The 12,793-nt window shown below is 70.6% G+C and carries 10 protein-coding genes and 1 tRNA gene; 7 read left to right on the top strand and 4 right to left on the bottom strand.

Annotated elements, in window-relative coordinates:
• Positions 1-29 precede the first annotated feature (29 nt).
• Entirely contained in the window at positions 30-1,454 is a 1,425-nt protein-coding gene (locus tag ABEA87_RS10805) for a L,D-transpeptidase (protein WP_345628486.1), read from the bottom strand.
• Positions 1,455-1,635: 181 nt separating this feature from the next.
• Positions 1,636-2,877: a L,D-transpeptidase gene (locus ABEA87_RS10800; protein ID WP_345628484.1), complete on the bottom strand. Its 1,242-nt coding sequence runs from the start codon at positions 2,875-2,877 to the stop codon at positions 1,636-1,638.
• Between the two features lie 152 nt (positions 2,878-3,029).
• On the opposite strand from ABEA87_RS10800, the gene ABEA87_RS10795 reads away from it, so the two are divergent.
• The 3 genes from ABEA87_RS10795 to ABEA87_RS10785 all read left to right on the top strand — a co-directional run bounded on the left by ABEA87_RS10795 (position 3,030) and on the right by ABEA87_RS10785 (position 4,156).
• A tRNA-Lys gene (locus ABEA87_RS10795) sits at positions 3,030-3,102 on the top strand.
• Positions 3,103-3,612: 510 nt separating this feature from the next.
• On the top strand, positions 3,613-3,828 hold the full coding sequence (locus tag ABEA87_RS10790) for a hypervirulence associated TUDOR domain-containing protein (RefSeq protein WP_345628482.1): 216 nt from the start codon (positions 3,613-3,615) through the stop codon (positions 3,826-3,828).
• Positions 3,818-4,156: a DUF3140 domain-containing protein gene (locus ABEA87_RS10785; protein ID WP_345628480.1), complete on the top strand. Its 339-nt coding sequence runs from the start codon at positions 3,818-3,820 to the stop codon at positions 4,154-4,156. Before ABEA87_RS10790 ends, ABEA87_RS10785 begins: the two co-directional genes overlap by 11 nt.
• 91 nt (positions 4,157-4,247) lie before the next feature.
• Here the strand turns inward: ABEA87_RS10785 and ABEA87_RS10780 are convergent, their stop codons facing one another.
• Complete coding sequence (locus tag ABEA87_RS10780; RefSeq protein ID WP_425570834.1) at positions 4,248-4,730, bottom strand: hypothetical protein; 483 nt, start codon at positions 4,728-4,730, stop codon at positions 4,248-4,250.
• 98 nt (positions 4,731-4,828) lie between these two features.
• Between ABEA87_RS10780 and ABEA87_RS10775 the strand changes: the two genes are divergently transcribed.
• From ABEA87_RS10775 to ABEA87_RS10760, 4 genes are all read left to right on the top strand, one after another.
• Positions 4,829-6,598: a thiamine pyrophosphate-dependent enzyme gene (locus tag ABEA87_RS10775; RefSeq protein ID WP_345628478.1), complete on the top strand. Its 1,770-nt coding sequence runs from the start codon at positions 4,829-4,831 to the stop codon at positions 6,596-6,598.
• 116 nt (positions 6,599-6,714) lie between these two features.
• Positions 6,715-9,867, top strand: a complete 3,153-nt coding sequence (locus ABEA87_RS10770; RefSeq protein WP_345628476.1) for an FAD-binding and (Fe-S)-binding domain-containing protein — start codon at positions 6,715-6,717, stop codon at positions 9,865-9,867.
• Entirely contained in the window at positions 9,867-10,982 is a 1,116-nt protein-coding gene (locus tag ABEA87_RS10765) for an enolase C-terminal domain-like protein (RefSeq protein WP_345628474.1), read from the top strand. The genes ABEA87_RS10770 and ABEA87_RS10765 overlap by 1 nt, the downstream gene beginning before the upstream one ends.
• Positions 10,983-11,401: 419 nt before the next feature.
• Positions 11,402-11,956 (top strand): NUDIX hydrolase, encoded by a 555-nt coding sequence (locus tag ABEA87_RS10760; protein ID WP_345628916.1) that lies wholly within the window; start codon positions 11,402-11,404, stop codon positions 11,954-11,956.
• Positions 11,957-11,969: 13 nt separating this feature from the next.
• On the opposite strand, the gene larB is transcribed toward ABEA87_RS10760, so the two are convergent.
• Positions 11,970-12,755, bottom strand: a complete 786-nt coding sequence (gene larB / locus ABEA87_RS10755) for a nickel pincer cofactor biosynthesis protein LarB (protein ID WP_345628472.1) — start codon at positions 12,753-12,755, stop codon at positions 11,970-11,972.
• Positions 12,756-12,793 lie beyond the last annotated feature (38 nt).

Raw genomic sequence — 12,793 nt, 5'->3', positions numbered from 1 at the left:
CGCTCATTGATCACGACCCGATGCGCGCCCTAACCCTGGACGCCCGCCGAATCGTCACCGGTGGCGGCCGAGCCGTCACCGCTGGCGCCGTCCCCACCGGCGCCGTCATCGCTCGGGTTGCCGGCGCTCGCGGCGTCGCCGTCCGCGTCGTCACCGCTCGCGTCGTCGGACTGGTCGCCCTTGTCAGCCTGGTCGGCATTGTCGGACTGGTCGCCGCTGGTGGCCTGGTCGTCGGGGGTGGTCGGGAAGGCGCCGACCAGTCCGTTGACGCCCGAGCCCGATGACTGCGGGATCGCGCTGTCCTTGACGTACTCGCTCCACGGACGGTTCCAGTCAGTCCAGCCGTCCCCCCAGTTCAGGGGCGCCCCGGTGTTCTGAACGGTCACCGGGTCGCCGACGTGCACCCGGTCGAACAGCCACTGTGCGTCCTCCGGGTTCAGGTTCGTGCAGCCGTGCGAGATGTCGTCGACCCCCTGCTGCGAGACCGACCAGGGCGCGGAGTGGATGTACTGGCCGCCCCAGGTGAGCCGGAGCGCGTCGTCGATGACCTCCCGGTAGTAGCCCGGCTGACCCGGTCCGATCCCGTCGTTGGTCGAGTCGAAGAGTTCCTTGGCGTTCCTGGTCATGACCACCATCTGGCCGCTGGACGACGGCGTCTCCGTCTTGCCCATGCTGACCGGCATCGTCTTGACGACCTGCCCGTCTTGGGTGACCGTCAGCCGCTTGGTCTTGTCGTCGATGGAGATGCGCAGGTCATGGGGAACGATGGACGCGTCGACGGTGATGTCCTCGTCGCCGTACAGCCCGTTGCCGAGCGGAAGGCCGCCGAACAGGGCACGGAGCGAGATCTTGGTACCAGGCTGCCAGTAATCCTTGGGCCGGTAGTGCACCTCGGTACTGGAGAACCAGTTCCAGCTTCCCTGCTGGGCCGGGGTGGTCTGCACGAACAGTCGCCGCTGCACGGCCGCGCGCTGCTTGGCGGGTATCGGCTTGGAGAAGTTGAGCACGATCGGGGCGCCCACGCCGTACTGCTGACCGTCGCCCATCTGGCTCTCCAGGTGGACGGTGTCGTCGGGCGGGGACATGGTGGTGAACGTCGAGCTGTGCGTGTGCGACGTCCCGTCCGCCTCGGTCGAGGTCAGTGCCACGGTGAACTTGGTGTCGTACCTGAGCGCCTGCTCCGGTACCCAGGACGACCCGCCCGCCCGCATCACGCCGTCCACGGTCTGGCCGTCCTCCGCGTCGGTGAGCACCACCTTCGTCAGCGTCGCGCCGTGGGCGGCGAAGCTGATCTCGGTCGAGGCGGGGACGTTCGTCGCCTTGTCGGCCGGAGCGGTGATGGTCGACCCGGTGCCGGCGCTCGGATCGTTGGCGCCGGGTTTGCCGTTGGCGAACCAGGAGGTGGTGCGTGGCGCACCGCAGGAGGTCAGCGCCAGGGCGCAGAGTGCGGCCAACGCTAAACGGAGCCAATTAGACCGGTTCATGCCGTGATGCGGTTGCATGTTCCTCATCGTGCATCAGCCGGGGGAGGCGAGGCGCGAGATCGACACCAGGGCAGCCGTCCGGGCGAAAAACCACGCGCCGGGGTGCCTCGGTGGGCACCCCGGCGCGCCGGGTTCTTAACGGATTACCGGGTCAGTTGACGTGCGGCGCGGTCTTGCCGCCGTGATCCGGCGCGGCCTCCGCCTTGGCCTGGTTCAGCAGGTCCTGCTGCGGTAGCGCGCTGCCCTTGATGTAGTCCGGCCAGCTCATGTCCCACACGGTCCAGCCGTCGCCCGGCGTCACGTGTACCTCGGTGCCGCTGACCGACACCGGGTCGCCGATGTGGCTGTTGTTGTAGACCCACTCCGCATTGTTGTCGGAGAGGTTGACGCAGCCGTGGCTGACGTTGTCGACGCCCTGGTTGCCCACCGACCACGGAGCGGCGTGCAGGTACTGGCCGTCCCAGGTGAACCGTTCGGCGTACATGACGTCCACCGTGTACTCGCCCGGCACGCTGAACAGGGACGTGTACTCGTGACTCATCAGCACCATGTTGCCGGAGGACGTGGGCGTGTTGGGCTCGCCCAGACTCACCGGGAAGGTCTTGACCAGCTTGTCGCCCTGGAAGACTTCCATCTGCTTCTTGGCGTTGTCGACCTGGAACACGGTCTTGCTGCCAATGGTGCTGACGCCGGTGCGGTCGGTGTCCAGGTACTTGCCGCCGCTGATCGGCAGCCCGCCCAGCGCGGCCCGTACCGTCACCTTGGTGCCGGTCTGCCAGTACTTCTCCGGTCGGTACATCACCTGGTCGTCGCCGAACCAGTGCCACACCCCGACCTGGGGCGGGTCCGACTGCACGAACAACCGCTTCTCCACCGCCGCCTTGGAACTGTCCGGGATCGGCTGGTCGAACTGGAGGGCGACGGGCATGCCGACGCCGTAGGTCTGACCGTCCTGGAAGTACAGCGTGCTGGTGATGGCGTCACCGGGGTCCGCCATCGTGGTGAAGCTCGTCGTGCTGGTCTGCTTCTTGCCGTCCGGCGCGGTCGCGGTCACCGTGGCGTGATAGGCGGCGCCGTAGGTGAGTTGGATGCCCGGCACCCAGGAGCTACCGTCCGGCCGCTCGCTGCCCGGTACGGTTTTTCCGGACGGGTCGGTCATCGACACGTTGGTGATTTTGCCCCCGTTTGTCGAGGTGCCGATCTCGGTGGTGACCGGCTGGTTCACCGCTCCGGACGCCGGGGAGACCTTGACCGTGAACGGCTTGCCGTCCGATCCCTTCCCGTTGTGCCAGACGGCCGCTACCGATGGCCCGTGCGTGCATGCGGACAATGCCAAGGGTGCGGTGAACATCGCCGCTACAGCGGCGGCCCAGCCGACTTTCGTCAGACGCATGATGAGACCTCGCTTGCTAATCGGTAATTTCAGCATGCCCCATTTGTGGCTTTCGCGTGTTGGGTTTTTGCGGAACCGAGGCAAGTCGGGGCGGGGGGCGGCTGATTGGGGAGCGTGGCCGGGCGCATGCTATGGTTCTGTCCGTTGCGAACGCGCCGCTAGCTCAACTGGCAGAGCAGCGGACTCTTAATCCGCGGGTTCGGGGTTCGAGTCCCTGGCGGCGCACTCGTGATCAAGGCCCTGACCTGGGTTTTCCCGGGTTGGGGCCTCATCCTTTTGTGGGTCAGCGGTTGGCCCCGGCGGCAATTGCGGCTTAGGCGGCATTAGAGATAATTTTTCCGTCTTGTCCGAAACATTCCGCCCGGAAATGGTGCCTCCGCTGCGATGGGTAAAAGCTCCCGGCCACGATGCCGGTAAGGCCGGCGGAGGGTAATTCGGCTGACTCGCGAACGGTCGGGCCTCCCGCCCCGACTGGCCGGTGTCGTGCCCGCTCGCCGGCAACGCGAAATGTTGCCTCCGCCGCCCGGGATAGGGCGCCTCCGCCCGGGTCGCGCGCCCGTGCCCGAGATGGCCTCTGCCGCGGTCATCAGGGCGGATTGGTGCTCCGAGTGCGCCGGTGTCACAGGGGTTTCCTGGCCTCCGCAGACCTCCGCGGGTCCCCGCCCGCTGGAGCCGGGCGCCGCGGGCCGGGGCGCGGCTCGTTTCCGGAGGCGGCCGACGGGTAGCCACCAGGGTATGGGAGTCGACAAGTTGCGACCCGGCGACCGGGTCAGCTGGCGCAGCCACGGCGAAACCGTGCACGGCCAGGTCGAGGCGGAGATCACCAGCCGCACCAGGGCCGGTGGCCGGGTCGTTGTCGCGTCCAAGCAGGCGCCCCAGTACCAGGTGCGTAGCGACAAGAGCGGCGGGGTCGCCGTACACAAGCCGGAGGCGTTGCGCCGTGAACGCTGATGAGCGGGAGACCGCGTACCGCCGGTTCCGCGACGCGGTCAACATGAACGTCAGGCAGCTTGAGCGCTGGCTGGGCAGCGACGAGTCGAAGTCCGTCGGGCAGAAGAAGTCGACGCGGGCCGAGTCGACCGGCCATCAGTCCGGGCGGCGCATCGTCGCGCTGCTGCGCAAGCGCAAGGCGGAACTGACCGACGCCGACCTGTCGCACATGCGCAAGGTGGTCGGTTACGTGGCACGGCACATGGCCCAGCGCCCGTCCGGCGACGTGCGGGAGACCCGGTGGCGGTACTCCCTGATGAACTGGGGCCACGACCCGCTGACCCGGTGACCGGCCGACCCGTTGAGCCGTGTCGGGCCGGCCGCGATCCGGGACCGCGGCGGGCCGGCCGCGGCCCGGTGAGCCGCGTCCGGCCGCGCGGTCAGCGGTGGTCGGTGGCCGTGTAGGTGGCGGCCGTGACCGCGCCGTACGCGAGGTGCGGTATCGCGTCGCTGAGCCAGTCGGTCCGGCTCCAGGTGCGCGGGTTACTCACGCCCAGCGCCGTGATCGAGCCATCCGCCGTGAGCATCGCGGCACCCCCGGCGATGAGGGCGCCGGCCCACAGCGGCGGCTGGAACCCAAGGGCGCGGGCCAGCCCGTACCCCGCGCCCACCGCCATCCCCGTGACGATGCCGTTGAGCGCGCCCAGCGCGCTGCGCCGGTTCCCGCGCTGCTCGTCGTCGCCCGGGATGTGCGTGCCGACCCGGCTCGCGAGCTGGTCGATCGTGCGTTCGGGGGTGCTGCTGGCCGGCCTGGCCCGCCAGACCATGTCCAGGTATGTCACGGCGTTCAGCGCGGTGGTGCCGGCGGCGCCGGCCACGGCACCGAGCAGCATCTGGCGCAGCACCGTCCCGGCACTATTCATGATCGCTTCGGTACCCCGGACGGCGGGGTTGAAACCGACTCTCTGCCCTCATGGGCCTCAGGGCGCATAGATACCCGACGTCCGGGTACCGAACCGACATGGCGGAGATTGTTTCTGAAGTGCTGATCAGGGCTCTTGAGCGCTGGGGTGTGGACACCATCTTCGGGCTGCCCGGGGATGGCATAAATGGGATCATGGAGGGGCTGCGACGGCGCCGGGACACGATGCGCTTCGTCCTGGTGCACCACGAAGAGGCGGCCGCGTTCATGGCCACCGCGTACGCGAAGGCGACGGGGCGGCTCGGCGTGTGCCTGGCCACCTCCGGGCCGGGCGGGATCCATCTGCTCAACGGGCTCTACGACGCCAAGCTCGATCACGCGCCCGTGCTGGCGATCACCGGTATGCAGGAGACCTCGGTGCTGGGCACCGCGTACCAGCAGGAGGTCCACCTCGAGCGGCTGTTCGAGGACGTCGCCGAGTACAACCAGATGATCACGAACCCGGCGCAGGTGCCCGGCCTGGTCGACATCGCGGTGCGCGCCGCGTACGGGCGGCGGGGCGTGGCACACCTGACCTTTCCGAATGACATTCAGATCGCCGACGCGGGGGAGAACCCGTTCGAGATCGTGGCCCCGGCGAACCCGCCGAAGACCGCGCCGGTGTACCTCAGCCCGCCGGTACGCCCGTCCGACAACGACCTGAACAAGGCGGCGGACGTGCTCAACAACGGTGGCCGGGTGGCCATCCTCGCCGGCATCGGCGCGCGGGGCGCGGGGCGGCTGGTCGAGCGCGCCGCCGAGGCGCTGGCCGCACCGATCATCAAGACGCTGCCCGGGAAGATGGTGGTGGCGGACGACTCGCCCTACACCACTGGCGGGATCGGGCTGCTCGGCACCGCGCCCAGCGCCGACCTTGTCGATGACATCGACACCCTGCTCATGCTGGGCACCAACTTCCCGTACACCAAGTTCCTGCCGAGCCCGGGCAAGGTCAGGGTGGTACAGGTCGAGATCGATCCGACCCGGGTCGGCAACCGGCTACCCACCGAGGTGCCGCTCATCGGCGACGTCGGCGCCACGCTGGAGGCGCTGCTGCCGCTGCTGCACCGCAGGAAGGACCGCGGGCACCTGGAGAAGTACCAGAGCCAGATGTCGGACTGGCGGTCGAAGATGTCCGCGCTGGAGAAGCCCGACCGCAACCCGATCGCGCCGCAGTACGTCGCCCACATGATCAACGAGCTGGCCGCCGATGACGCGGTACTGACCTGCGACTCGGGCACGGTCGCAACCTGGGCCGCCCGGCACTGGCAGATCCACGGCGGGCGGGAGTTCTACCTGTCCGGCAACCTGGCCACCATGGCGCCGGGCCTGCCGTACGCGATCGCCATCCAGCACGCCTTCCCGAGCCGCCAGGTCATCGCGTACGTCGGCGACGGCGCCTTCGCCATGCTGATGGCCGAGTTCAGCACCGCGGTCTGGCACGGCCTGCCGATCAAGGTGATCGTGAACAACAACAACTCGCTCGGCCAGATCCTCTGGGAACAGATGGTGCTGGGCTATCCGGAGCACGGGGTGCGTTTCGGCCAGCCGGTGCCGGACTACGCGGCCTGGGCCCGGGCCGCCGGCGGCCACGGCATCCAGGTGGACAAGGCGGAGGACCTGCCCGACGCGCTGCGCAGCGCGCTGTCGGTGGACGGCCCGGCGCTGCTGGACGTGATGGTGGATCCGAACGAGCCGCCCATGCCCGGGAAGGTCAGCTATGACCAGGCGAAGAAGTTCGCCTCCGCGTTCCTGCGCGGCCAGCCGCACAAGGCGGCCATCGCGACCACCCTGTTCAAGGACCGCATCCAGCAGTTGAGGACCCACTGATGCCGCCGGCGGCCGCCGAACCGCCGCCCCGCGGCGGCCGGCCGTCCGGGGCCGCCAGGTCGGGGCAGGTGCGGTCCGGCGCGGGGCAGGCGGGGACGGAGCCGTCCGGAGGCGGATTGCCGGGAGCCGTGCCGGCCGGGGTGTCGCCGCTGGAGCCGCCGCGGTTCGAACCGTCGCCGTCCGGGGCGTCGTCGGACGCCGGTGAGCCGCCGGCCGGGACGCCGTTCTCCGGGGCGTCGCCGTCGGGGGCGTCGCCGTCCGGCCCGGCGACGGCCGTGGCGAGGTCCGCCGTGGCGCCGGCCGTGATCGCGGTGCGGCCGTGGCTGACGCAGGGGCTGGACATCGAGGGGCTCTCCGCCGCGCTGCGCGAGACGGTGCGGGGTGAGGTGCGGTTCGACAAGGGCAGCCGGGGAGCGTACGACACCGACGCGTCCAACTACCGGCAGATCCCGATCGGGGTGGTCATCCCGAAGAGCACGGATGACGTGGTGGCGGCCGTGGAGGCCTGCCACCGCTTCGGCGCGCCGGTGTTCTCCCGGGGCGGCGGCACCAGCCTCGGCGGCCAGTGCACGAACACCGCGGTCCTGCTGGACATGGCCAAGTACTACAACAAGGTCGAATCCATCGACGGCGAGACGCGCGTCTCCGTGGTGCAGCCCGGGATGGTGCTGGACGAACTGAACCGGGCGTCCCGGGGGCAGGCCGGCATCATGTTCGGCCCGCGGCCGGCCACCCACACCCACTGCACCATCGGAGGCATGCTCGGCAACAACTCGTGCGGCTCGACCGCGCAGTGGAGCGGCACCACGGCCGAGAACGTGCGCCGGCTGGAGGTGCTGACCTACGACGGGCTCCGGATGTGGGTCGGCCCGACGGACGACGAAGAATACGAGGCGATCCAGCGGGCCGGCGGCCGGCGGGCGGAGATCTACCGTTCACTGCGTGAACTGGTCGACCGGTACGGCGACGAGATCCGCTCCCGGTTTCCGAACATCCCGCGCCGCATCTCCGGCTACAACCTGCCGGACCTGTTGCCGGAGAACGGCTTCAACGTCGCCCGGGCGCTGGTCGGCTCCGAGTCGACCTGCGTGACGATCCTGCGGGCCGAGTTGGACATGCTGCCCGAGCCGCCGCACCTGTGCCTGCTGCTGGCGGGATACCAGGACGTCGCCGCCGTGGGCGACCGGGTCACGCTGGCCGGCGACTTCAACCCGTACATGGTGGAGGGCCTCGACCACCGGCTCCTGGAGTACGAGCGGGGGCGGCGGCTGAACATGCGCGCGCTGCACAAGCTGCCGGAGGTGGGCGCGTGGATGATGGTGAAGACCATCGGGGACACCCCGGAGCAGGCCCACGAACGGGCCGAGGGGCTGCTGCGCAAGCTCCAGGAGGCCGGCGGCCTGATCACCTGGCGGATCTACCAGGACCCGGAGGACCAGGAGGAGATAGACAAGGTTCGGGACGTGGCGTTGGGGGCCACGTCGCGGGTACCGGGTCGGCTGGACACCTGGCCCGGCTGGGAGGACTCCGCCGTACCGCCGGAGCGGCTCGGCGACTACCTGCGCGACCTGCGCAACCTGCTGGACGACTACGGGTACGACGAGGCGCCCCTCTACGGGCACTTCGGCCAGGGCTGCGTGCACACCAGCATCCCCTTCGACCTGGTCACCGCCAACGGCATCGGGAAGTTCCGCACGTTCCTCACCAAGTCGGCGCACCTGGTCGCCGACTACGGGGGCTCGCTGTCCGGCGAGCACGGCGACGGACAGGCACGCGGTGAGCTGCTTCCCGTCATGTTCGGCGAGCGGTTGGTGCGCGCGTTCGAGAGGTTCAAGGCCATCTTCGACCCGGACGGCAAGATGAACCCGGGCAAGGTTGTCCACGCCAACCCGTTGGACGCGCAGCTGCGCCTCGGCGTCGATTGGCGGCCACCGACCCCGCAGACCCACTTCGACTTCCCGGACGACGGTGGGTTCGTCGGGGTGCCGACGCGCTGCTTCGGGGTGGGCGAGTGCCGGCGGCACGACAGCGGCACGGAGGTGATGTGCCCCAGCTACGTGGTGACGAAGGAGGAGGAGCACTCGACCCGGGGCCGGATGCGGCTGCTGTACGAGATGATGCGCGGCGACTTCATCACCGATGGCTGGCGCAGCACCGAGGTGCGCGACTCGCTGGACCTGTGCCTGGCGTGCAAGGGCTGCAAGCGGGACTGCCCGATCGGTGTGGACGTGGCCACCTACAAGTCGGAGTTCCTCTCGCATCACTACGCGGGGCGGATCCGGCCGTTGTACCACTACTCGCTGGGCTGGCTGCCGCTGTGGGCGCGGCTGGCCGCCCCCGTACCGTTCCTGGCCAACACGGTGACCCGGACGCCCGGGCTCCGGTACGTGGCCAAGGCGGTGGCCGGCATCGACCAGCGGCGGGCGGTGCCGAAGTTCGCGTCGCGCCGGTTCGTCGACTCGTTCCACCGCCGGGGCAATCGGGGCTCGGGGGAGCGCGGCCGGGTGGTGCTGTGGCCGGACACCTTCACCAACTCGATGCAGCCGCACATCGCCGCGAGCGCGACCGTCGTGCTCGAGGCGGCCGGGTTCGAGGTGATCGTCCCGCGTTCGACGGTCTGCTGTGGACTGACCTGGATCTCCACGGGACAGCTGAGCGTCGCGGAAAAGGTGGCGCGCCACAGCCTCGACGTGCTGATCCCGTACCTGCGCGAGGGTTTGCAGGTGGTGGGTCTGGAGCCGAGCTGCACCTCGGTGATGCGCTCGGACATGGTCGACCTGCTCGACGGCGACGTCGACGCGGTGCGCTTGCGGGCGCAGACGGTGACCCTCGCCGAACTGCTCAACGAGCGGGCGGGAGACTTCACCCCCCGACTGTCCACACAGGACGGACGCCGGCCGGTGGGCGTCGTGCAGAAGCACTGCCACCAGCACGCGGTCCTGGGCTTCGAGCAGGACAAGGATCTGATGGAGCGGATCGGCCTGGAGCCGCAGATCCTCAAGTCGGGCTGCTGCGGCCTGGCCGGTGACTTCGGGATGACCGCGGCGCACCGGGAGGTCTCGATGGCATGCGCCGAACGGGTTCTGCTGCCCGCGGTGCGCGACGCCGATCCGGACGCGGTGATCCTGGCCGACGGCTTCTCCTGCCGTACCCAGATCGACGGCGCCGGTACCGGGCGGGCCGGGGTACACCTGGCCGAACTCGTCGCGGCGGCGGTGCGCGGGCAGCGGTTGGGACAGTATCCGGAACGGACGATCGGAGGGCGCTGATGGCGCCGAGCGAACCGGTGAAGCACGAGCCGATCAGCTCCGTGCACGCGTCGGCCTACACGGTGCCGACCGAGGCGCCGGAGGCGGACGGCACGCTGTGCTGGCAGGAGACGACGGCGATAGTCGTCAGCGTCACCGCCGGCGACTGCACCGGACTGGGCTGGAGCTACGGCCTCGCGGCCTCCAGCGAGGTGGTCAACGGGCTGCTCGCCAGCGCCGTCGTCGGCACCGATCCGGTCGACATCCCCGGCTGCCACGCGGCGATGGCGATGGCCGCGCGCAACGCGCTGCTGCCGGGGCTCGTCGGCATCGCCGTCTCGGCAGTGGACATCGCGCTGTGGGATCTGAAGGCCCAACTGCTCGGGGTGCCGCTCGTCGAGCTGTTCGGGCGCTGCCGGCAGGAGGTCCCGCTCTACGGCAGCGGCGGCTTCACGACCCTGACCGACGCGCAGCTGCGCAGGCAGCTGTCGGGCTGGGTGTCGGACGACGGGATGACCGCCGTGAAGATCAAGATTGCCGAGCGGTGGGGCGCGGATGAGGCCCGCGACCTGCGCCGGATGGCACTGGCCCGGGAGACGGTGGGACCAAACGTCACGCTGATGGTCGATGCCAACGGGGGGTACGGCGCGAAGCAGGCCGTCCGGGTCGCCCGCGCGGCCGGCGACCTGGGGATCGGCTGGCTCGAGGAGCCGGTCTCCTCGGACGATCTCGCCTCCCTCGCGCTGATCCGCGGCATGGTCGAGCCCGACATCGCCGCCGGCGAGTACGGCACCGACCCGAACTACTTCCGCCGGATGTGCGCGGCGGGCGCGGTGGACTGCCTGCAGATCGACGCCACCCGCTGCGGCGGGTACACGGGGTTCCTCGCGTCGGCGGCGGTGGCCGACTCGTTCGGGTTGCCGGTGTCCGCGCACTGCGCACCGCAGCTGCACGCCCCGGTCTGCGCCGCGGTACCGAACCTCCGCCACGTGGAGTGGTTCGCGGATCACGTACGGGTGGACCGGTTGCTGTTCGAGGGATTGGTGGACCCGGTCGCGGGTGCGATGCGACCGCAGGCGGACCGCCCGGGCGGCGGCGTCCGGCTGCGCGAGGAGGCGGCGAGCCTCAAGCGCTGACGCTCGGGCGCGATCGCCCGAACTCCCGCCCTCGGCCGGCTGGCCCCCACCCGGTTCCACGATCACGTGGTCGCGCTGACCCGCGAGCGCCTGTGGCGGACGCTGGCCGCGATGTATGTCGTGCCGCGGCCCGACGAGGTCGATCTGCGGCGGTATGCCGGTGACGGCTGCTCCGCGTCATCGGGCCCCGATACGCCACGTAGCCCTCGCCGATGGCGACTCGGGGCGTCCCCTCGTCCCTGTGTTCGCCCCTCCGATACTGCCGGCCCGACCTGCCCGAGCAGGCTGGGGCCGCCAGGGCCGTTACGGTAGAGCACGCACCAGCGCAGGACCGACCCTGGGGAGAAGCATTGTCCGACCACACCGCGCCCGCCGACCCCGCGATCACCAGCGTCGCGGTCGACGCGGCCGGCCCGCGAGTGTCGCTGTCCGAGGAACTGGCCGGGTACCGGGCCGGCGACGCGACCGAGGCGGCCCACGTCCAGCGGCTCCGCGAACTGCTGACCACCGAAGATCTCTGGACCCGATCGTCGGCCCTGCACATCACCGGCTCGGCCGTTGTCGTGCACCCGCCCACCGGCCGGGTGCTGCTGCGCTGGCACGAGCGCCAGCAGGACTGGCTGCAGGTGGGCGGGCATGCCGACCCGGGCGAGGTGGACCCACTCGCGGTGGCCATGCGGGAGGGTGTCGAGGAAACCGGGCTCGACGACCTTCGGCCGTGGCCGGATGCCGGGATCGTGCACGTGGCGGTCGTGCCGGTGGAGCCGTCGCCGAAGGAGCCGGCGCATGAGCACGCCGACATCCGGTACGCGCTGGCCACGGACGTGCCCGACCTGGCCCGGCCGGAGAACCCGAAGGCCCGGCTGCGCTGGCTGCCGGTCGCGGAGGCGGTGGCCCTCACCCGGAAGCCGAACACCCGGGAGACTTTGATGCGGGTGGGGCGGCTGCTCGACGCCCACGCCCCGTGCTCCTGACCGGGGTGGCCGGCTAGGGCCGGGGTGCCCCGGTCCGTCGGGCGATCCGGGCGGCGGCCACCCCGGCACCGAACCCGTTGTCGACGTTGACGCACACCACGCCCGGTGCGCAACTGTTCAAGCTGGCCAGGAACGCGGTCAACCCCTCCAGGTGCCAGCCGTACCCGACGCTGGTCGGCAGCGCGATGAGCGGCGCGCCCACCAGCCCGGCCAGTACCGACGGCAGCGCCGCCTCCATCCCGGCGACGGCGATCACCACGTCCGCGGCGGCGATCCGGTCACGCTGCGCGAGCAGCCGGTGCAGGCCGGCCACGCCGACGTCCACCACCAGGTCGGGCTCGGCGCCGAACACCTCGATCACGGTCGTGCATTCCCGGGCGACCGGGAGGTCGGAGGTGCCGGCGCAGACCACGGCCACCCGACCCACCGGGGTCGGCAGCGGTCCGAGGGTGACGGTGCGGCCGGTCTCGTCGAGGTGGGCCCCGGGCAACTCGGCGCGGCAGCGCGCCATCGCCTCGGGCGTGACCCTGGTGGCCAGTACCGCCCGGTGGGGGTGCGCGCCGGCGAGTGCGCGCAGCGCGCCGACCACCTGCTCCGGCGTCTTGCCGGCGCCGTAGACCACCTCGGGGTCGCCGGTGCGGGCGGCCCGGTCGAGGTCCAGCCGCGCGTAACCGAGGTTGGCCTCGGCTGGTCGGGCGTGGCCGAGGTTGGCCTCGGCTGGTCGGGCGTGGCCGAGGTCGCCTTCGGCGGGGCCGTCCCGATGAACCTGCTCGGCCGCGACATCCGGTCCAGTGACCAACCCGATTCCCCTCACCAGCGTGACTATCTGACCGGCTT

This window comes from Rugosimonospora acidiphila (genome assembly GCF_039543385.1).
GTDB lineage: Bacteria > Actinomycetota > Actinomycetes > Mycobacteriales > Micromonosporaceae > Rugosimonospora > Rugosimonospora acidiphila.
Note: the sequence above shows the minus strand (reverse complement) of the source record. Positions and strands in the feature narration are given on the sequence as shown.

What these genes read in the sequence shown, in the direction of transcription:
- ABEA87_RS10775 (WP_345628478.1), top strand. Translation starts at nt 4,829, where the DNA reads ATGGCGGAGATTGTTTCTGAAGTGCTGATCAGGGCTCTTGAGCGCTGG.
- ABEA87_RS10800 (WP_345628484.1), bottom strand. Translation starts at nt 2,877, where the DNA reads ATGCGTCTGACGAAAGTCGGCTGGGCCGCCGCTGTAGCGGCGATGTTC.
- ABEA87_RS10790 (WP_345628482.1), top strand. Translation starts at nt 3,613, where the DNA reads ATGGGAGTCGACAAGTTGCGACCCGGCGACCGGGTCAGCTGGCGCAGC.
- ABEA87_RS10765 (WP_345628474.1), top strand. Translation starts at nt 9,867, where the DNA reads ATGGCGCCGAGCGAACCGGTGAAGCACGAGCCGATCAGCTCCGTGCAC.
- ABEA87_RS10780 (WP_425570834.1), bottom strand. Translation starts at nt 4,730, where the DNA reads ATGAATAGTGCCGGGACGGTGCTGCGCCAGATGCTGCTCGGTGCCGTG.